17 protein-coding genes are annotated in these 20,481 nt (G+C 66.7%); 15 read left to right on the forward strand and 2 right to left on the reverse strand.

The window, feature by feature from the left end; translation table 11 throughout:
* Positions 1-80: 80 nt before the first annotated feature.
* The 10 genes from GFK26_RS11445 (at position 81) to GFK26_RS11490 (ending at position 11,269) form a co-directional block, all read left to right on the forward strand.
* The gene (locus GFK26_RS11445) at positions 81-1,841 is read left to right on the forward strand and encodes an FAD-dependent oxidoreductase (RefSeq protein ID WP_153282072.1); all 1,761 of its coding nucleotides are present in this window, start codon (positions 81-83) and stop codon (positions 1,839-1,841) included.
* 51 nt (positions 1,842-1,892) lie between these two features.
* The gene (locus GFK26_RS11450; protein WP_153282073.1) at positions 1,893-2,669 is read left to right on the forward strand and encodes an SDR family NAD(P)-dependent oxidoreductase; all 777 of its coding nucleotides are present in this window, start codon (positions 1,893-1,895) and stop codon (positions 2,667-2,669) included.
* Between the two features lie 70 nt (positions 2,670-2,739).
* Positions 2,740-3,939 carry an ABC transporter substrate-binding protein gene (locus GFK26_RS11455; protein ID WP_153282074.1) on the forward strand — a complete coding sequence of 400 codons (1,200 nt, stop codon included), beginning with the start codon at positions 2,740-2,742 and terminating at the stop codon, positions 3,937-3,939.
* A gap of 55 nt (positions 3,940-3,994) precedes the next feature.
* On the forward strand, positions 3,995-4,918 hold the full coding sequence (locus GFK26_RS11460) for a branched-chain amino acid ABC transporter permease (protein ID WP_153282075.1): 924 nt from the start codon (positions 3,995-3,997) through the stop codon (positions 4,916-4,918).
* The gene (locus GFK26_RS11465; protein ID WP_153282076.1) at positions 4,915-6,705 is read left to right on the forward strand and encodes an ABC transporter permease subunit; all 1,791 of its coding nucleotides are present in this window, start codon (positions 4,915-4,917) and stop codon (positions 6,703-6,705) included. Before GFK26_RS11460 ends, GFK26_RS11465 begins: the two co-directional genes overlap by 4 nt.
* 20 nt (positions 6,706-6,725) lie before the next feature.
* Positions 6,726-7,436, forward strand: coding sequence for an ABC transporter ATP-binding protein (locus GFK26_RS11470; protein ID WP_153282077.1), 711 nt, complete (start codon positions 6,726-6,728; stop codon positions 7,434-7,436).
* A 29-nt stretch (positions 7,437-7,465) separates the two neighbouring features.
* Positions 7,466-8,434 (forward strand): MBL fold metallo-hydrolase, encoded by a 969-nt coding sequence (locus GFK26_RS11475; RefSeq protein ID WP_095746773.1) that lies wholly within the window; start codon positions 7,466-7,468, stop codon positions 8,432-8,434.
* 1 nt (position 8,435) lies between these two features.
* Entirely contained in the window at positions 8,436-9,359 is a 924-nt protein-coding gene (locus tag GFK26_RS11480) for a DMT family transporter (RefSeq protein ID WP_228121971.1), read from the forward strand.
* A gap of 9 nt (positions 9,360-9,368) precedes the next feature.
* Positions 9,369-10,553, forward strand: a complete 1,185-nt coding sequence (locus GFK26_RS11485) for an NADH:flavin oxidoreductase/NADH oxidase (RefSeq protein ID WP_153282078.1) — start codon at positions 9,369-9,371, stop codon at positions 10,551-10,553.
* Complete coding sequence (locus tag GFK26_RS11490) at positions 10,550-11,269, forward strand: EthD domain-containing protein (RefSeq protein ID WP_153282079.1); 720 nt, start codon at positions 10,550-10,552, stop codon at positions 11,267-11,269. Before GFK26_RS11485 ends, GFK26_RS11490 begins: the two co-directional genes overlap by 4 nt.
* On the opposite strand, the gene GFK26_RS34205 is transcribed toward GFK26_RS11490, so the two are convergent.
* Positions 11,232-11,633 carry a hypothetical protein gene (locus GFK26_RS34205; protein WP_228121972.1) on the reverse strand — a complete coding sequence of 134 codons (402 nt, stop codon included), beginning with the start codon at positions 11,631-11,633 and terminating at the stop codon, positions 11,232-11,234. The genes GFK26_RS11490 and GFK26_RS34205 overlap by 38 nt on opposite strands.
* 237 nt (positions 11,634-11,870) lie before the next feature.
* Between GFK26_RS34205 and GFK26_RS11500 the strand changes: the two genes are divergently transcribed.
* From GFK26_RS11500 to GFK26_RS11515, 4 genes are all read left to right on the forward strand, one after another.
* Positions 11,871-13,385, forward strand: coding sequence for a glycosyltransferase (locus tag GFK26_RS11500; protein WP_153282080.1), 1,515 nt, complete (start codon positions 11,871-11,873; stop codon positions 13,383-13,385).
* A 735-nt stretch (positions 13,386-14,120) separates the two neighbouring features.
* Complete coding sequence (locus GFK26_RS11505) at positions 14,121-14,807, forward strand: aspartyl/asparaginyl beta-hydroxylase domain-containing protein (RefSeq protein WP_153282081.1); 687 nt, start codon at positions 14,121-14,123, stop codon at positions 14,805-14,807.
* A 158-nt stretch (positions 14,808-14,965) separates the two neighbouring features.
* Complete coding sequence (locus GFK26_RS11510; RefSeq protein ID WP_153282082.1) at positions 14,966-15,895, forward strand: peptidase; 930 nt, start codon at positions 14,966-14,968, stop codon at positions 15,893-15,895.
* Positions 15,882-17,585, forward strand: coding sequence for a Mur ligase (locus GFK26_RS11515; RefSeq protein WP_153282083.1), 1,704 nt, complete (start codon positions 15,882-15,884; stop codon positions 17,583-17,585). The genes GFK26_RS11510 and GFK26_RS11515 overlap by 14 nt, the downstream gene beginning before the upstream one ends.
* A gap of 37 nt (positions 17,586-17,622) precedes the next feature.
* Here the strand turns inward: GFK26_RS11515 and GFK26_RS11520 are convergent, their stop codons facing one another.
* A complete protein-coding gene (locus GFK26_RS11520) occupies positions 17,623-19,713 on the reverse strand; it encodes a sensor histidine kinase (RefSeq protein WP_153282084.1) in 2,091 nt (696 codons plus the stop codon).
* Positions 19,714-19,780: 67 nt separating this feature from the next.
* Between GFK26_RS11520 and GFK26_RS11525 the strand changes: the two genes are divergently transcribed.
* On the forward strand, positions 19,781-20,455 hold the full coding sequence (locus GFK26_RS11525) for a response regulator transcription factor (protein ID WP_265590130.1): 675 nt from the start codon (positions 19,781-19,783) through the stop codon (positions 20,453-20,455).
* The last annotated feature ends 26 nt before the right edge of the window (positions 20,456-20,481 follow it).

The raw sequence follows: 20,481 nt of genomic DNA on the forward strand, positions 1-20,481 counted from the left end.
ACTTGACCATATCAACATCGCTCCATAAACTCCGCCGCACTTAAGTCGTACACACAACACGAGAGCGAACAGAGGCAGAGATGGAACAGAACACGTGGGAATGCGATGTCCTCGTCGTCGGCAGCGGCGCATCGGGCATGGCCACCGCCGTCACGGCGGCGTCGCAGGGTTTGAAGGTGCTGGTGGTCGAGAAAGAGCCGCGCTTCGGCGGCACCACCGCGCGCTCGGGCGGCTGGCTGTGGATTCCGGGCACGCGCCTGGCCACGGAGCAGGGCATCCATGAGCCGCCCGGCGCCGCGCTCGACTACATGAAGCACGAGACCACGACGCACTTCGACGCGGCGCGCGTCGGCGCTTTTCTCGACATGGGCCCGAAGGCCATCGACTTCTTCACGCGCAACACCTGCGTGCAGTTCGACATGCCGCCCGTCTTCCCCGACTACCACGCCGAAGCGCCCGGCGGCCAGCCCGGCGGGCGTTCGATGGTCACGCGCCCGTTCGACGGCCGCGAGCTCGGTGCGCGCATCAAGCACCTGGCGCCGCCGCTGCCCGAACTCACGGTGTTCGGAATGATGTTGGGCTCGGGCCCCGAGATCAAACACTTCATGCGGGCCTTCAAGTCGCCGACCTCGTTCTGGTACGTGACCAAGCGCCTGACCCGCCACTTCCTGGACGTGGTGCGCCACGGCCGCGGCATGACGCTGACCAACGGCAACGCGCTGGCCGGCCGCCTGGCCAAGGCCGCGATGGACCTGGACATTCCCGTGTGGCTCTCGTCGCCCGTGAAGAAGCTCGTGGTCGAGTACGACGGCGTGTCGGGCGCCGTGGTGCAACACGAAGGCAAGTCGGTGCGCATCACCGCCAAGTGCGGCGTGGTGCTGGCATGCGGCGGTTTCCCGTACGACGTGGAGCGCCGCAAGCAACTGTTCCCGCACGCACCGACGGGCAAGGAGCACTACTCGCCGTCGCCCTCCACGAACACCGGCGACGGCCTGCGCCTGGCCGAAGCGGTGGGCGGCCGCGTCGACGGCACCATCCCGCACGCCGCGGCCTGGGTGCCGGCGTCGGTCACCACGCGGCCCGATGGCAGCAAGGGCGTGATGCCGCACTTCATCGACCGCGCCAAGCCCGGCGTGATCGCGGTCACGCCCAAGGGCAAGCGCTTCGCGAACGAAGGCAACTCGTACCACGACTTCGTGCAGGCGATGGTCAAGGCCTGCGAAAGCGACGGCGAGCCCGAGGTCACGGCCTGGCTGTTGTGCGACCACAAGGCGCTGCGCGACTATGGCCTGGGCTGCGTCGCGCCCGCACCGCTGCCCATCGGCCGCCACCTGAAGACCGGCTATCTGAAGCGCGGCGCCACCATCGGCGAACTGGCGAAAGAAATCGGCATCGCCCCCGCCGCGCTCGAAGCCACCGTGCAAGCCTTCAACGAAGGCGCGCGCACCGGCGACGACCCCGCGTTCGGCAAGGGCAGCAAGGCCTACAACCGCTACCAGGGCGACGCCAACGTCACGCCGAACCCCTGCGTGGCACCGCTCGAAAACGGCCCGTACTACGCGATCAAGCTCGTCGTCGGCGACATCGGCACCTTCGCCGGCCTCGTCACCGACGAGAAGACCCGCGTGCTCGGCGCCGACCGCCAGCCGATCAAGGGCCTGTACGCCGTCGGCAACGACGCGGCCAGCGTGATGGGTGGCAACTACCCCGGCGCGGGCATCACGCTCGGCCCGGCGCTTACCTTCGGCTACGTCGCAGGGCTGCAGGTGGCGCAGGCCGAAGTGGCCGTGCCCTTGCACGTCGAACAGCGCGAAGCCGTGGCCGTGCCGCGCAGCGCCTGACCCCGATCCGATTCAACGCACGCACGCATTCATTCATTCAAGGAGCCGACCATGCCCTTTCCTCCTCACGTCGCACCGCGCCTGCTCGAAGGCCGCCTTGCGCTGATCACCGGTGCCGGCCAGGGCAACGGCCGCGCGCTCGCGCTCGGCCTGGCCCAGGCGGGCGCACGCGTCGTCGTCACCGACATGAACGAAGCCACCGTGGCCGAGACCGCGCAGCTGGTGCGCAACGAAGGCGGCGAAGCCTGGTCGTTCGTGCTCGACGTCACCGCGCCCGAGGCCTGCCATGCACTGGCCGCGCGCGTGGCGCAAGAGGTCGGCCATGTCGACCTGCTGGTGAACAACGCCGGCATCATCATCCGCGAGACCACCAGCAGCCCGAACGCCGCGGCCAACTGGAAGAAGACCATCGACGTGAACGTGCACGGCACCTTCAACACCACGCTGGCCTTCATCCCCGTGCTCAAGCAGACGAAGGGATCGATCATCAACATCGCCTCCATTGCCGCTTATGCGGGGCAGGCCGCGAGCCTGGGCTACGCGCCCTCGAAGGGCGCCATCAAGATGCTCACGCAGTCGCTGGCGCAAGAGCTCGCGCCGGCCGGCGTGCGTGTCAACGCGCTCGCACCCGGCGTGATCGAGACGCCCATGACCGCCGCCACGCGCGAGAACCCGCAGCGCCTCGAGTCGTTCATGACGCGCATCCCGATGGGCCGCGTCGGCCAGACCGAAGACCTCGTGGGCCCGGTGATCTTCCTGGCGAGCGACATGTCCCGCTACGTCACCGGCATCACGCTGCCGGTGGACGGCGGCTTTCTCGCGGTCTGAGCCGTTTGAGGCAGGCCCCTTCTTTTTCGATTTCCCGTTCCCGTCCGTCAAACACTTCAGGAGACAAAGAATGAAAACGATCCGTCTGTACAAGACCCTGCTCGCGACCGCCGCCTTCGCTGCGTTCAGTGCCGGTGCTTACGCGCAAGACATCAAGCTCGGCTACAACGGCGACCTCTCGGCGTCGCCCTCGGCGCAGAGCGGCCAGGCCGCGGTGCTGGGCATGGAAGCGGCCATTGCCGACCTGAACGCCGCCGGCGGCGCGCTCGGACGGAAGTTCACGCTGGTCACGCGCGACGACGTCTCGGCGCCGCCGAAGTCGATCCAGAACATGAGCGACCTGGTCGACAACGAGAAGGTGGTGGCGGTGTTCGGCCCCACCAACTCGGGCAACGCCATGGCCTGGAAGCACATCGCCAACCAGAAGAAGATCCCCGTGCTGGGCAACGTGGGTTCGGGCACCGACATCACCAAGCCGATGAGCGCCGGCGCCGACAACTACATGTTCCGCGTCTCGATGGTCGACCGCGAACAGGTCGCCGCGCTCATGGCCTACGTGAAGCGCAACGCGGCCGGCTCCAAGGTCGTGGGCCTCATGGCCGAGACCACCGGCTACGGCCAGGGCGGCCTGAAGGACATGGAAGAAATCGCCAAGCTGCAGGACATCAAGATCGCAGCCACCGAGCGCTTCGGCGTCGGCGACACCGACATGACCTCGCAGCTGAGCAAGATGAAGGCCGCCAATGTCGACACCGTCGTGGTGTGGGCGCAGGGCACGCCCATCGCGCAGCTGGTGCGCAGCATGGAGAAGATCAACTACTTCCCGCTGACGCTCACCTCGTGGGCGGCCGACAACATCACCTTCTACGACGCAGCCGGCAAGGCGCTGGCCGAAAAGCCGATCTTCATGCGCACCGTGAGCGAGACGCGCACGCCCGCGCAGCAGAAGCTGTTCGACCGCATCGGCAGCAAGCTGAAGGCGCCGGGCTCGTTCTCGTTCGCGCTGCACGGCTACGACTCGGTGCTGCTGCTGGCCCAGGCCATGAAGCAGGCCAACAGCACCGAAGGCGCCGCCGTGCGCGTCGCGCTCGAAGACCTGAAGACGCCGGTGCAGGGCGTGCTCAAGACCTACGAAAAGCCCTTCAGCAAGACCAACCACGAAGCCCTCACGGCGAAAGACCTGGTCTGGATCCGCTGGAAGGACGGCAAGCTGATGCCCTACAGCGACGCGCTGATCGGTGCGCTCAAGCCGGCCGACTTCAAGCAATAAACGTCTGAGACAAAGGAACGGGGCACCGCCTCGTTCCGCAACGGAGATACACACCATGGTTGAAGCGCTCCTGCAGGCGCTCATCAGCGGGCTCGCCGTCGGCGGTGCCTATGCGCTGGTGGCGCTGGGATTCAGCATCACGTTCACGACGACCAAGACGCTGAACTTCTCGCACGGCGAGTTCGTCTCGGCCGGCGCGTTCATCGGCATGAGCGCACTGTTCCTCGTGCTGGGCAAGCCGCTCAGTTCCACCACCTTCGGCGACGCCGTGCCCGGCGCGGGCGCGCAGCTGTTCGCGCTGGTCGCCGCGCTCGGCGTGATGGGCTTCCTGGGCTGGCTGCTCTATGTGCTGGGCGTGCGTCCCTTCGCGGGCCGCCCGGGCATGGCCTGGGTCATGAGCACGCTGGGCTTCGGCGTCATCTTGCAGAGCGTGGGGCTTGCCATCTGGGGCCCGAAGCCCGTGGTGGTGCCCGCGCCCGTGGGCGACACCGTGATCCGCATGTTCGGCGTGGGCGTGCGCCCGCAGGAGCTGCTCACGCTCGGCGTGGCCGTGGTCGTGATGATCGGGTTCGACCGCGTGATGAACCGCACCATGATCGGCAAGGCCATGCGCGCCGTGGCGCAGAACGGCAACGTCGCCAGCCTCATGGGCATCAACACCAACGCCATGATGATCGGCGCCTTCGTCGTCAGCTCGGCGCTGGCGGGGTTGTCGGGCTTCTTGCTTGCGCCCATCGCGCAGGCCTCGCTCTTCATGGGGCTGACCGTGGGGCTCAAGGGCTTCTCGGGCGCCATGATCGGCGGGCTGAGCAACCCGCGCGGCTGCGTCATCGGCGGCTTCCTGCTGGGCGTGCTCGAGTCGATGGTGAATCTCTGGCAGGCGCAGTGGCGCGAGGTCGCGGTGTTCGCGCTCGTCATCCTGGTGCTGGCCTTCCGGCCCACGGGCCTGTTCGGACGCTCGACGGTGGAGAAGGTATGAAGCGCCTCGCCCATCCCGCCGCCGTGGTGCTGGTGGCGGCCGTGCTGTGCGGCCTCGTCACGCTGTCCGGCAACGACTACTACCTGCGCATCGCTTTCATGATGTGCGTCTACTACCTGTGCGCCGCCGGCATGAACGTGCTGGTCGGTTATGCAGGGCAGAAATCGCTGGGGCAGGCCGGCTTGTTCGCGGCCGGCGCCTACGCGGTTGCGCTCATCACCTCGCGCACCGAGCTGAGCCCGTGGCTCGCGCTGGTGATCGCGGCTGTCGTCTCGGGCGTGTGCGGCGTGCTCATCGCGCTGCCTTCGCTGCGCGTGAAGGGACCGTACCTCGCGATGGTCACGCTGGCCTTCGGCATCGTGGTCGAGAAGCTCGTGGGCGAATGGACCGACGTGTTCGGCGGCGCGCAGGGCATCTACGGCATCCGTCCGCTGACCTGGAACGGCCAGCCGTTGAGCAGCGTGCAATGGGTGATTTTGGGCATCGTGCTCAGCGCCGCGCTGCACCTGCTGCTGCGCAACCTGCTGCAGGGCCGCTTCGGCCGCGCGCTGCTGTCGCTGCAGGCGGACGAAATCGCCTCGTCGTCGGTGGGCGTGCGCGTGTACCGCGCCAAGGTCATGGCCTTCGTGGTCGCGGCCGTCACCTGCGGCATCGCGGGCGCGCTCGTGGCGCAGCAGAACCAGTACATCAACTCCGACTTCATCACCTTCCACCTGTCGATCTTCATCCTGCTGCTGGTGCTGTTCGGCGGCGCGGGCTCGATGTACGGCCCCATCGTGGGCGCGGTGCTGCTCACGGCGACCGACGCGCTGCTCGCGCGCTGGCCCTCGGCGCAGCACTTCCTGTACGGCTTCCTGCTGCTGTTCGCGCTCTACGTGATGCCGGGCGGCGTGGTGGGTCTCTTCAACAAGTGGTTCCTGAAGTCGCGCCATCGTGGCGAAGGGCCGGCCGGCAACGGCGTGCCGGGCCAGATCGGTCCCGGCGGCGAAGGCGAGCTGCTGGTGGTGCAGGGCGTGACCAAGTCGTACGGCGGCGTGAAGCCCGCGCAGGACGTGTCGTTCCGCCTGCAGCGCGGCCACATCCATGCGCTCATCGGACCGAACGGTGCCGGCAAGAGCACCATGATCAACATGCTCACCGGCGTGGTCGAACCCGACGCGGGCGTGATCCGCTTCCTGGGCCGCAACATCGTGGGCCAGCCGGCGCACACCATCTGCTGCCTGGGCATGGGCCGCACCTTCCAGAACCTGCGTTTGTTCGCCGACCTTTCGGTGCTCGACAACGTGATGCTCGGACGGCACAGCCGCATGAGCAACGGCTTCCTGTCGTCGCTCGTGGCCTGGCCCACGGCCGGCAAGCAGGAGCGCGCCACGCGCGACCGCGCGCTGCAACTGCTCGACCTCGTGGGCCTGGGCCACCTGGCGCACTGGCCTGCCGGCAGCCTGCCCTACGGCCTGCAGCGCCGCGTGGAACTGGCGCGCGCGCTCGCCACCGAGCCGCAGCTTCTGCTGCTCGACGAGCCCGCCGCCGGCCTCAACCCGCAGGAGACCGCCGAGCTCGGCGAACTGCTGGTGCGCATCGGAAAGTGCGGCGTGTCCATCCTGATGGTGGAGCACCACATGGATCTGGTGATGTCGATCTCCGACCACGTGATCGTGCTCGACTACGGCGTGAAGATCGCCGAAGGCAAGCCCGCCGAGGTGCAGTCGAACCCGCGCGTGGTCGAGGCCTACCTGGGCGTGGACGACGAAGAACCAGCGCACACGGCGCAGGCCGTGCCCGCCTGAGCCAGAGGACCGAAACCATCATGTTGAAAATCGAATCGGTGAAGGTCTCGTACGGCGCCATCGAGGCCGTCAAGGGCGTGAGCCTGGAAGTGCGCGCGGGCGAGGTCGTCACCATCATCGGCGCCAACGGCGCCGGCAAGAGCACGCTGCTCAAGAGCATCGTCGGGCTGGAGCCCGTGGCCGAAGGCCGCGTGCTCATCGACGGCAAGGACTGCACGCAGGTGCCCGCGCACCAGCGCGTGGGCCTGGGCGTGGCGCTGTCGCCCGAAGGCCGCGGCGTGTTCCCCGACCAGACCGTGCGCGAGAACCTGATGCTCGGCGCGTATTCGCGCCGCAGCGACAAGGTCTTCGTGGAGCGCGCCATCGAACGCGAGTTCACGCGCTTCCCGCGCCTGAAAGAACGCGAGCATCAACTGTCCGGCACGCTGTCGGGCGGCGAGCAGCAGATGCTCGCGATTGCGCGCGCGCTCATGAGCGAGCCGCGCCTGCTGCTGCTCGACGAGCCTTCGCTGGGCCTGGCGCCGCTCATCATCAAGGACATCTTCGACGCCATCCGCCAGTTGCGCAGCTCGGGTCTCACGATCCTGCTGGTGGAGCAGATGGCCAAGCAGGCGCTCGGCGTGGCCGACCGCGCCTACGTGCTCGAAACCGGCTGCATCACGCTCGAAGGCTCCGGCCGCGAGCTGCTCGACAACCCCAAGGTGAAGTCCGCGTACCTCGGCACGCATTGACTCTTACTGCTCACATCAAAGGAACCCCAATGACCACCAAGAAATTCGCCAGCCAGGCCGACCTCGAAGAAAAGAAGGTCTCGTTCACCCGCCTCTCGGAGAACGCCTACGCCTACACCGCCGAGGGCGACCCCAACACCGGCGTCTTCATCGGCGACGAGGCCGTGATGGTGGTCGACACCCAGGCCACGCCCGCGATGGCGCAGGACGTGATCCGCCGCATCCGCGAAGTCACGCCGCTGCCCATCAAGTACGTGCTGCTGAGCCACTACCACGCGGTGCGCGTGCTGGGCGCGTCGGCGTACTTCAAGGAAGGCGCCGAGCAGATCCTGGCCAGCCGCGACACCTACGACCTGATCGTCGAGCGCGGCGAGCAGGACAAGGCCAGCGAGATCGGCCGCTTCCCGCGCCTGTTCCGCAACGTCGAGTCGGTGCCGGCCGGCCTCACCTGGCCCACCATGACCTTCGACGGCACCATGAGCGTGTGGCTGGGCAAGAAGCTCGAAGTGAAGATCGCGCAGGTCGGCCGCGGCCACACCAAGGGCGACACAATCGCCTACCTCGAAGACCAGAAGATCTGCTTCGCCGGCGACCTCGTCGAGTACCAAAGCACTGCGTACGCCGGCGACTGCTACTTCCGCGACTGGCCCACCACGCTCGATCGCCTGGCCGGTTTCGGTTTCGAGAAGCTGGTGCCCGGCCGCGGCGCCGCACTGGAAAACGCCGCCGACGTGCGCAAGGCGATTGCCTCCACGCGCGCCTTCATTTCCGACGTCTACACGCTGGTGAACAACGGCGTGGCAGAAGGCAAGTCGCTCAACGTGATCTACAAGGAAACCGTGGCCGCGCTGCGCCCGACCTACGGCCACTGGGTCATCTTCGACCACTGCATGCCCTTCGACGTGACGCGTGCCTACGACGAGGCCACCGGCCACGTGCACCCGCGCATCTGGACCGCAGAGCGCGACATCGAAATGTGGAACGCCCTCGAAAGCTGAGGTGAGCCAACCCGCGCCCACGCACGGCGCCACGCCCGCGTCCGTGCAGGGCTGGATGCTGCTCGCGATGCTGGTGTGGGGCGTGAACGTGTCGGTCGTGAAGGCGCTCACCACGTCCTTCGAGACGCTGCCGCTTTCGGCATTGCGCATGGGCGTGGCGTGCTGCGCGCTCAGCGCCATCGTGCTGTGGCGGCGCGGCGGCGTGCCCCGGCTCACCGCGCGGCAACTCGCGGTGATGGCGGGCTGCGCCTTCCTCATGGTCTACGGCAACCAGATCCTGTTCGCGCAAGGGCTGCTTCGCTCCACCGCCACCAACGGCGCGCTCATCATGGCGCTGAGCCCGCTGGTGTCGGCGCTGATGGCCGCGTTGGTCTTCGGCGAGCGCTTCACGCCGCGCCGCATGGCGGGCGTGGCGCTGGGCTTCATGGGCGTGGCCGCGGTGGTGCTGAGCCACCCGGGCGCGGGCCTGTCGAGCGCCGGCATCGGCGACCTGATGCTCGCGCTGTCGGTGGTGAGTTTCGCGATCGGCGGCGTGGGCGTGCAGCGGCTGGCGCGGCAGATCGATCCGCTGTCGATCAGCTGGGTCATCTACGTCATCGGCACGCTCATGCTCGTGGTCCACACCGTGCTCGGGCCCTCGCGGCTGGGCACGGCGCAGCTTTTTCCCGGCGTGTGGCCGTGGGCGCTGGTGCTGTTCTCGGGCATCGCGGCCACCGCCGCGGGCAACCTCATCTGGAACCGTGCGATCTCCGTCATCGGCGTGGCGCGCACGGCCGTCTTTCTCTACTGGGTGCCGGTGTTCGGCGTGCTGTTCGCGGCGCTGCTGCTGGGCGAAGTGCTCACGTGGTGGCACCTGTTCGGCTTTGCCGCGGTGATGACCGGCACCTGGCTCGGCACGCGGCCGGTGGCCCCGCCGGTCTCTTGATCTCCTTCCATGCCTGATTCTTCCCTTCCACTGCTGTTCCAGCCTTTGCAGCTGCGCGAGCTCACGCTCGCCAACCGTGTCGTCATCTCGCCCATGTGCCAGCACGCCGCCGAGCGCGGCCATGCCACGCCGTGGCACCTCGTGCACCTGGGCAAATTCGCGCTCGGCGGCGCGGGCCTGATCCTCACCGAGAGCACCGCCGTCGATCCGCGCGGGCGCATCGGCACCGCCGACCTCGGCCTGTGGAACGACAGCCAGATCGCACCGCTGAAGGCCGTGGTCGATTTCGTCCACGCACAAGGCAGCGCCATCGGCGTGCAGCTCGCGCACGCGGGCCGCAAGGCCGGCAGCGAGCCGCTGTGGGAGGGCGGTGCCGCGATCGACCCGGCATGCATGGCGGCCGACGACGAGCCGTGGGAGCGCCTGGGCCCCAGCGCACTCGCGGCTGGCCCGGGCTGGTCGGCGCCGCGCGCGCTCGATGCGGCGGACATGGCCGAGGTCGTGCAACGTTTTGTCGATGCGACCGTGCGCGCCGACAAGGCGGGCTTCGACGTGGTCGAGCTGCACTTCGGCCACGGCTACCTCGTGGCGAGCTTCCTGTCGCCCAACGCCAACCACCGCGACGACGCGCTCGGCGGCAGCCGCGAGAACCGCATGTCGCTCGCTCTCGAAATCGCGCAGCGCGTGCGCGCCGCATGGCCCGCCGGCAAGCCGCTGTTCTGCCGCCTCTCGGCCGTGGATGGCACGCTCGACGGCTGGAACCTCGACGACTCGGTGCTGCTCGCGCGCGAGCTGAAGCGTTGCGGCGTCGACGTGATCGACTGCTCGTCAGGCGGCCTCACCGAAGAGACGCGCGCGCTTCCCGTGCCGCGCGGCCTGGGCTTCCAGGTGCCGTTCTCGGAACGCATACGGCGCGAGGCCGGCGTGGTCACGCAGGCCGTCGGGATGATCGTCGATGCGCAGCAGGCCGAAGCCGTGCTCGCCGCAGGGCAGGCCGACCTCATCGCACTCGGCCGCGAAGCCCTGTTCGATCCCTACTGGCCGCACCACGCGGCCGCTGCGCTCGGCGCCGACCCGCAATACCAGCGCTGGCCCGTGCGCCACGGCGTGTGGCTCGCCAAGCGCGCGCCCGGCCTGGCGCGTGCGCGCGCCGAGGCAGAGCACACGCAACCCCACAAGGAGACCGACCGATGACCGAACCGACCACGACGACCCTGCGCATGGGCCTGATCCGCAAGCAGCCCGGCTGGACCGACGAGGCCTTCAGCCGCCACTGGCGCGAACGCCACGGCCCGCTCGTCGCGCGCCTGCCCACGCTGCGCGGCTATCGGCAGAACCGCGTGACCGATCGCCTGCAGCGCGGCATCGACTTCGCGCGCGGACCGTGGGACTTCGATGGTTTCTCGCAGCTGCAGTTCGATGCCGCGGCGCAGGCCGATGCGGCCTTCAACATCGGCGAACTCGCTGCAGAGATCCGCGCTGACGAGCGCCACTTTCTGGGTGGGCTGCACATCGTGACGGTCGAACAGACCGAGGTCATCGCCCCGCCGTCGCCCGCATCGTCGGCGGGGCCGGCGATGCTCAAGCGCATCTCGACCCTGCGCCGACCGGCCGCACAGTCGGAGGCCGACTTCCGCCGTGAATGGAAGGTGCACGCCGAGCACGTGCGCCGCATGCCCGGCGTGGCCGGCTACCGCCAGAACGTGGTCGTTGCGCGCGAGTTCGAAAAGGGCACGCCCTGCGGCTACGCCGAACTGCCGATCGACGGCATCGTGGAGTTGTGGTTCGAGAACACCGACACGCTGAACGCCGCCTTTGCCTCACCCGAAGGCCGGCGCACGATGGCGCACGCGAAGACCTTCCTGGCCGAGATCACCGCCTTTGTGGTGGAGGAGCATCGGGTGGTGTGAGCGCGGCCGCGAGCCCGTAGTGCACCGACGTGCTCAGCGCCGGGATCACCGGGTGGTGCGACGCGGGGTGCGATGCACGCGCAGGCACCGTGCCGATGGGTGTGATTTCGTGGGGGCGGTGCACCGGCGGTGCGTCCAGCGCGTCGCCACGCCCGGACGGCTCGGGCAGGAACAGCCCACGCCGCAGTGACCAGATGCAGGCGCCGAGGCGCAGCAGCTTTTCGACATTGGCGTCATGCGCCGGATCGTCCGGTGACTCTTGCGCGATCAGTTCGCCCAGGTGCGTGAGTGCGTCGGCGGGCGTCATGCCGCGCCCGATCCGAGCCACTTCCACCATGGCCGCCAAGGCCTCGGTCTTGTTCATCGCTTGCCCCCTGCTGTGTTGTGTCTGCTATGAGGGGCAGCATGCCGTTACGCCGTGCATCCAAAAGTAGTCCGGCGCGCCGTCGGGCCGTGGCGGGAAGGCGCGTCACCGCGCGGGGCGGCACGCACACCGAAGCGACACGCCCCCGTCGACGCAGCGAAGTGCGACACGCAGTGTGATCATCATTGACAATTCGACGCCACGCATCCTGCCGGCGCGCACCTCGAGGAGTTGGGTTTGACGAACGACATTGGGACATCGCCGCGCCATGCCGACCCTGCATCGACCCTTCCGGAAGCAACGGGCGTCGCGGCGGCTTCCCGGGTGGAGCGCGTGTTGTTCCTGCACGAAAACCTGCGTCAGGTCGGCAATGGCATTGAGATCGCCGGCCTCCGCCGAGCCCATCTCTTCCACAGCCAACTCGGCATCACCCCGTGGATCCTGACCAGCAACTTCGCTCCCCAGCTGCGCAGGAACGAAGCGGTCCTGAAGGACTCGGGGGTGCTGCCGCTCGAGACGAAGGTGCTCAATGTCTACGACTGGCTGGTCGACATGAGTGACGCAGGCTTGCTCACCCCGCTGGCTTCATTGCCCTCGGCATCCGGCTCGCCGCCGGCCAGGGCCAAGCCGAATGCGGCCAGGCCTTCGCTGCGAAAGATCAGCCACCCGGCCGCTTGGGATCCGACGCAGACCGGTTGCGAAGAATTCGAGCTGGCGAACGGCCAGGTCGTGATGCGAAAGACATTCGCATCGGGCCGGGGCGGCGCGGATCTGCAGGCCATCGAAATACGCGATGCGCAGGGCGCCGCGATCAGCTACACGAGCGAGAGCGATTTTGTCTGCGCGATGATGGGCGCCAATCTGGAGCCAGATGTCACCTGGCACTTTCTCGTCGACAAGAACAAGATGTACCGCAAGCTGCGGCAGAGTGCGGTGAGCCAGCGGCTTCACTGCACGGTCAGTGCCTTCTTGCACAGCACCCATCGGCTGCCCAACGGACAACTGAAGAGCAGCTATCGGCACCTGCTCGAAGATTCAGACGCGTTCGACAGCCTCATCGTTGCCACCGAAGAGCAGCATCAGGACCTGCTCGAAGCCGGTGTGCCGGCGGCGAAACTGAAAGTGATTCCGCACGCGTTGGCCCGTGTGCCGGAGACCGTCGAAACGGCTTCTTCGCCGGAAAAGCGGGTGATCTATCTGGCGCGCTACACACCCGAGAAGCAGCATGAGTTGCTGTTCCAGGCGTTCGAACGCGTCCTGAAAAAGCTCCCGGACGCGCAGTTGCACACCCACGGCGTCGGCCCTCTGCAGGCGGCGCTCCAGGCGCGCGTCAACGCCAGCGGCCTGGCCGGAAGCATCCACATCCACGGCTATGCAAGCGATGTCGCGACCCTCTTCAGGGAATCGAGCCTGGGCGTGATGGCGTCCAGCGAGGAGGGCTTCTCGCAGTTCGGATTGGAGTGCCTGGCCCACGCGCGTCCGCTGGTGGCGTTCGCAGTGAAGTACGGCCCGAAGGATTTGCTGGAGGGCCGTGATGCCGGCATCCTGGTTCCTCCCGGAGAGATCGGCGCGATGGCCGACGCGATCGTCGCGCTGCTGGAAGACCCCGAGAAAGCGTACGACCTGCGCTTCGGCGCATTGGCGTCCGCAGAGCGCTTCACGGCGGACAAGATCGCGCAGCGATGGTCCACATGGTGGGCGGAGGTTCGAGAGATCGCACGCCATCGCGAGCCCCTCACGCTCGCAAGCTGAATTGACATCTTCTTGAGCTCGGATCGAGCTTGGCGTTCAGCTATTGGCTGAGCCCGTCAGTCGGCTTTCAATTGAGGAATTGATTTGCGACGGCTACCGGTTTCCGTAGAAATAACCTTGGCCGAGTGACAGCAGACTGGCAAGGAAATAGACTGATTCGACCGGTGAATTGTCACCCGATGGCCGTCATGAGTCGAATCTCCATTTCACTGTTGTTCCTTGCAATCCTGCTGTGTTGTCACGGCTGGGCTGCGGTGATGCAGGACGTTTGGTTTGCGCAAGCAGGCATGACCAATAGCGCCGCAGGGGAACCGGATGAAATGACAGCATCGGTCGCCCAAGGCAGCAACGGCTCCGGACAACCACACGACAGCGCGTCCGCACAGACGGAGCTCGACGACTTCCCCCTTGTTGTGAGGCGACTCGATGTCATCTCAACAGCCGCACAGGCGGCTGAGCGCCATGACATCGGCAGTTTCCGGAATCTTCCGTTCCGATGGCCTGAGTGCCCGATGCGGCCTCCGTGCCCGGCTGCCCTCCTCACGTAGACCCAAGTTGACGGCGACGCTGGATCGCGTCCGGCAGTCACTTGTGAAAGCGGCCTCGCGTCTGACCGGCATAGCGCTCGAGCCGGCCGACGAAGGCCTTCATCTCCCCAATTATTTCCGCGGCAAGTCCTGCCTCTTTCGACTGCCCAGTGCGCTCGAAGTCGCAACGCCGCTGTGAGGAAGACTCATGAACCAGTCCAAAGATGTCCTGTTTGCACGCTTGAAAAACTTCAAGACGGACCCCGAAGCGCTGCGCACGCATTTTCTCGGTCATGTCCAGAAGATGCCTTCGACGCCCTACAGAGACAACAGGGTCGATTACGTCGGTTGGGCGGTCACCAGCCGCGATGGAACGCTGGACGATGGCATTCGCCGCATTGCACCTGGCGGATCCAACGCGCGTGGTGTGAATCCCACCGACGCCTGCAGTGGCAGCTTGGCCCAGGTCATCGACGACTTGGGCCGCACAGGCTTGAAGCCTTACCGGGCTCGGATCATGCAACTGGAGAGCGAGGGTGCAGAGATGCCGCTGCACACAGACGCCAAAGTGGAAACATGGCGGCTGCACATCCCCATCATCACCAATCCCAACTGCTTCTTCGAATGGCAGCGTGACGATGGAAGCATCGAGAGCGTCCATCTGCCGGCGGACGGTTCCGCCTGGTTGGTGCGGGTCGACGTGAATCATCGCGCGGTCAATCGCAGCAACGAGCCGTCCCATCGGGTGCATCTGTTGATGGGGCTGAGCGTGAACCCGCCTTTCCAGAAACTCGCCGAGCCCTGGCTGCCAGTCGCGCGCGAGCGGAGCCCCTCGCACCAGGCAGAAGAACAGGCTGCCGCGCTGAGCCTCTTTGCGCATTCGATGGCGAACTGAGCGTGCACGCGCTACAGGGCGGGAGCGAGCGGCATCGGAGGCAATGGCGTGCACTTCGCGTCGCGGCATTGCTCTGTCTGGCTTGTGCAGGAGCGACGGCTCAGGCGCAGCAGTCCGCCTCGGGGCCGTGCCGGCCGGGCACCAGCCAGGCATTCCCGATGCTGGAACGAATCCATGTGCGCGATGAATTCCGCATCGTGTATGCCTTGGCAGGCCCCCACGCACTGGCAGACCAGCGCGACCTGAACGGCAACGGCATCCCGGACAAGGTGGAGGACGTCGCAACACAGCTGGTGGCCGGCCGCCACCTGTTCAGCGACCTGATGGGCTTCGTGGCGCCTCTGAAGCAGCCGCGCTACGCGCAAGCAACGTCCATCGATGTGTTCTTGCTGAAGCTGGAAAGAGGCAACGGCCTGGCCTACGACGAGGTCAGGAACTACCGTCTCGGATTCGACGGCGCCACCGGCCAATGCGCATTGCGCATCGATCTGCTCAACAGCCACGTCAACCAGAACGTGACGCCAGTCCACGAACTCTTTCACCTGTACCAGTACGGGTACACCATGTTCAAGCCCCGCTGGTTTCTCGAAGGCACGGCGCGATGGGCCGAGTACGCCCTGCGGCTCGGCAGCGGGCCGCAGAAGCCGTTGCCGCTGTCGTCGGCGTCCTTGCAGGAGCAGGTCTTCGGCACGACTTACGCGGCGAGTAATTTCTGGAATCGCCTCGCCCAGCTGCTGGACCCGGCGGGCCGCATGAAACTGCCCGCTGCGGTGGCCCACCTGGCTTACGTCGACGGCAGTCGGGTGGTCCATGACGATGAACTGCACGGCGCTGCCTTCATGAAGGCGGTCTTCGAATCGCTGGCGTCGCTCGACCGCGACATCGGAGCGCAAAGAGGCTGGCCTGCCTATCAATGGAAAGAGGCTGACCAGCGCTCCGCTCAATTTGACGCGGACATCTTCGGAAGGATCCAGAGCGTGGTCCGCCTCGAGGCCCGCCGTGCGGGTCTGGCGAACTCGCCCGAACTCGACGCATTTCTGGCGTTGACCCCTTCATTGCAAAAAGACCTGATCCATGAGCCTGAGTGAATTGCTGGCCAAGGCACGCGCTGCGGGCGCCGAGCTGTGGGACGAGTGCCGCGCGGCCTCCTCGGGCTCCGCCGGGAAACCCGGCGTGCTCTTCATGTCGGCCTGCACCGGCCAGGAACGCGCGCATGTCGTCGTGGCGCGTGGCAAGGACTTCGGCGCCACCTGGCAGCGTGGCGCGCAATTGCTGAGCGCATGGCAACGCAAGCAGGCCGCCCTGCAGATCCTCTGGGTGCGCATCGATGTGGTCCACACGGTGCATGCCATGAACTGGGCGACCTTGACCCAGGGCCTCACAGTCACCAAGCGCAATTACTTCCGCTTCGGCATTGCCTTCGACGAAGAATTCACAGTGGCGATGCTCGAGCCCGAGATCGCCGCGAATGCGGTGCTCTATGACAGCAACTTCGACAAGGCAACGCCGAACGAGGCCAACCTCAAGCGCTATGGTCAACGCCGCTTTGGCCGTGAATTGACTTGGCCGTCGCAGCCGACGGACCGGGTGTGGTTGTTCGAGACGCGCGCCGTCTTCACCGACGGCAAGGCGCTGCACCGTGTGGAGCACCAGGGGCGCAACCGGGGCCATCGGGTGTTGCCAGACTGGAACCCGGCGTACGTTCAAGAAGTGATCGCCACGGGCACCAACTATCTCGCGCGGCAGGTCACGCCCTCGGGCAAGTACCAGTACGGCTGGTTCCCGTGCTTCGACCGTCCCATTCCCACTTACAACACCTTGCGGCATGCCAGCTCCACCTATGCGTTGCTGGAAGGCTGGGAGCTCACGGGCGATCCGCGGCACAAGGTGGCGATCGACAAGGCGATCGCTCACCTGATCGGCAACTTCATCCACCGCGCGACGCTGCCGTCAGGTGCGCAGGCCGCGTTCCTCGTGGACGAAGGCGACGAGATCAAGCTCGGCGGCAATGCCGTCTGCCTGCTGGCGCTTTCGAAATACACCGAGCTGACCGGCGACACGCAATACCTTCCGTTGCTCGAGGCGTTGGCGCTTGGCATCGTCCATATGCAGGACGCTTCGACGGGGCGCTTCGTGCACGTGCTTCACCACCCGGACCTGACCGTGAAGCAGGAGAGCCGCATCATCTATTACGACGGCGAGGCCGCCTTCGGTCTGATGCGTCTTTACGGCCTGACCCGCGACCCGCGATGGCTACGCAGTGCCGAACTGGCCTTCAACTACTTCATCGAGGCCGAGCACTGGCGAGCGCACGACCATTGGCTGGGCTACTGCGTCAACGAAATCACGCTGTACAAGCCCGAGGTGCGGTACTACCGCTTTGGTCTGGACAACGTGCGTGACCACCTGGACTTCGTGCTCGAACGCATCACCACCTTTCCCACCTTGCTGGAACTGATGATGGCGGCCGAAAAGATGATCGTGCGCCTGCAATCCACGCCTGAGTTGTCGCATCTGCTGGAAGGCTTCGACCTCGACAAGTTCCACCTGGCGTTGGAACAACGGGCCAGGTACCTGATGACGGGGCATTTCTTTCCCGAGCTGGCGATGTTCTTCAAGAACCCGGGGCGGGTGGTGGGGAGCTTTTTTATCCGGCACCACAGCTTCCGGGTCCGGATCGATGACGTGGAGCACTACCTTTCCGGCTACGTGGCGTATCGGAAGTATTTGCAGCGTGTCGGGTCGGTGGTTCGACAGGAATCGAAAATCAAGCGGTAGGGCGCATGGATGCTGTTTCCGCACGCCGTGCGACGGGTCATGTGCCTTGCTCGAGCGGCGCAGCCGGAAGCGAAAGGCGGAATGTCGACCCGCTGGTGCCAGTTTCGTGCAGTGTCACGTCGCCGCCATGGCGCACCGCGATCTCGCGCGACAGGTGAAGCCCCAGCCCGGTGCCGGGCACTGCACTCGCGGTTTCGGCACGGAAATACTTCTCGAAGATGCGGGCCTTGTCGGCCATTGCGACGCCGGGTCCGCGGTCGATCACGTCGACCTGCACGATGTCGCCCACCTGCCGCAGCACGACATGCACCGGTTGCTCCGGCGGCGAGTACTTCAATGCGTTCTGTATCAGGTTCTGCAGCGCGATCTCGAGCAGCGCCCGATCGCCGCGCACCTGGGACAGGGGTTCGCACACGTCGATCAACAGGCGCGGAGCGACGGGAAAGTGGAAGCTCTCGCACAGCCCCCGCGCGAGCGCCGCCATGTCGAAGACTTCGTGGCGCAACACCCGGTTCTCAGGCTGGAGGCGGTCGGCCAGCAGGATGTTCTCGATGAGCATGGTCAGGCGCTGCACGGCGCGCCGGATCCGCTCGGTGCGCTGCTTCACCACGGGCTCCGCGCCGAGCTTCGAGATGTCGAGCGATTGCGCCGCGCCGTCGATCACCGTCAAGGGCGTGCGGAACTCGTGCGACACCATCGAGACGAACTCGCGCTGCTGCACGATCGCCTGGCGCTCGACCTCGAGCGACTCGCGCAGCCGGGCTTCCAGACGGGCGCGGGCCGCGATCTCCTCATGCAGCGCGGCATTGGTCTGCTGAAGTTCGGCGGTGCGCCGCACGACCGTGCCTTCGAGCGCCTGTTCGGCTTCCAGCCGCACTGCGAGCACGCGCTCGCGCTCGGTGCGGTAATCGCGCTCGGCGCGCCGCGTCCGGTCGGCCACGGCCACATTCAGCAGGATGAGGTGGAACATGCTGCCCAGCCAATAGATGCGGTCAGGTGGCACGCCGGGCACGCTGTCGCCGAGCCAGAGCTTCAACAGCCCATAGAGCCCCAGCACCGTTCCCACCGCGAAGGCCGAGGCCGGGAGCAGGTATTGGAACTGCCGCCGCACGAAGAGCAGGTAGCAGACGAAGACCGCGCCGAACACCGTGGACGCGGTGCTGCCCGCGCTGACCCAGGTCGCCATGGCGGCGTGATGGCCGGCCAGGACCAGGACGAACGCAACGAAGTTGAACACCACGACCGCATGGAAGAAATATGCCGCGGGCGGCCAATGGCGTCGGAACTGGAAGATGCGCGACATGAACGCGGTACCCACCATGTTGAAGAAGCAATTGACGGCAAGCAGCGTTTGAGCAACGCGTTCGGGGCGAGCGTCGAGAAACCACTGCGCTGCGAACCCCTGGCGGTTGGCCGACAGCGCTGCGATGCAGAGCACGTAGAGCGCGTAATGGGCGTAGAGCCTGTCCCGCAGCCAGGCCCCGAAGATCAGGTTCATGCAGACGGCGAGCAGGGCGGCGCCAAGCAGCACGCCCATGATGGTGTAGTCGGCCGTGCGGTCACGCTCGAAGCCCGCAGGCTGCCACAGGTCCAGTTCGGCCCGCAGCGACGGCCCGTCGTTGCGCACCCTCAGGAAATAGACAGCGGGCTCGGTCGAAATGTCGAGCGGGAAGACGAAGTTGTGGTCGGGGATCTCGCGTGCCGCGAACGGGCGGGCGTCGCCCAGCGGCGTCTCGACGAATCCGCCGCGCCCGTCCGGCGCATACAAGGTGGCTTCGTGGATGCGCGGCGGTCGCACGCGCAGCAGCCATCGTGCGGGCGCGTCGACCGTGCGCGCGAGCGAGAAGCGCAGCCACACGGCGTCGCGGCTGAAGCCTTCCTGCACCGGCCCTTCGAGCGGCGCGAAGCCGCTGTGCTGCGCACCGCGCGCGACGTCGGCGATACGCCACCGGCCCAAGGGGTCGCGCTGGATCTCGAGGCTCCCGGAGAGTTGGACGCCGCCGCTGAGGCCATCGGAAGCCGACAGTACCAGCGCCCTGGCGGGCATTGCAAAGCACCACAGCAGCAGGAACACAAGAGCGAGCAGGCGGCCCGGACCTGCCCGGGTGGTTTCGACGTCGAGGCGCATTGGGACGCGACTTTATACTTTCCGCGCCATGCCATCCCCGAGCCAGCGCACCGGTTTTCGCATCCATGTGATCGAGGACGACGAAGACATCCGTGCAGAAACCATCTTCGCATTGGGAGAGCTCGGCTTCGACGCGCAGGGCTTCGGCGACGCCGCGTCCTTCTACAAGGCGTTCGCGGTCCAGCCCTGCGACATCGTCGTGGTGGACATCGGCTTGCCAGGCGAGAGCGGCCTTGCGGTCGTTGCACATCTGCGCGCAGTGCAGCGACGGCTCGGGCTGGTGCTGGTGACCGCGCGCGGCGAACTCGAAGATCGGCTGCTGGGGCTGCGCGAAGGTGCAGACGCCTACCTGGTCAAGCCGGTGAACATGCGGGAATTGGCCGAGACGCTGAACGCCGTCGGTCGCAGGCTCACGGCCGCACCGCCGGAGAACGCAGCGCCCGCGCCCCCCGCAGCGGCCACCTGGCGTCTGCTCGAGAGCGACTGGATCCTCGGCGACCCCGAAGGCCGTCAGATGGCGCTCACCACCAGCGAGCGCGCGTTCCTCGCCTGCCTTTTCAGGCAGCGCGGCACAGAGGCGAGCCGCGACGACCTGATCCGCGCGCTCGGTGGCGACGTGTTCGATTTCGACGAGCACCGCATCGATGCGATCGCCAGCCGGCTGCGGCGCAAGGCCGCGAAGCTCGGCATGCGCCTGCCGCTTCATGCGGTGCGCGGCAAAGGGTACGTGCTCGCGAACTGAGGCTGCCGGGCATGCGGGGGCCAGGC

This window comes from Variovorax paradoxus, from assembly GCF_009498455.1.
GTDB classification, from domain to species: Bacteria; Pseudomonadota; Gammaproteobacteria; order Burkholderiales; family Burkholderiaceae_C; genus Variovorax; species Variovorax paradoxus_H.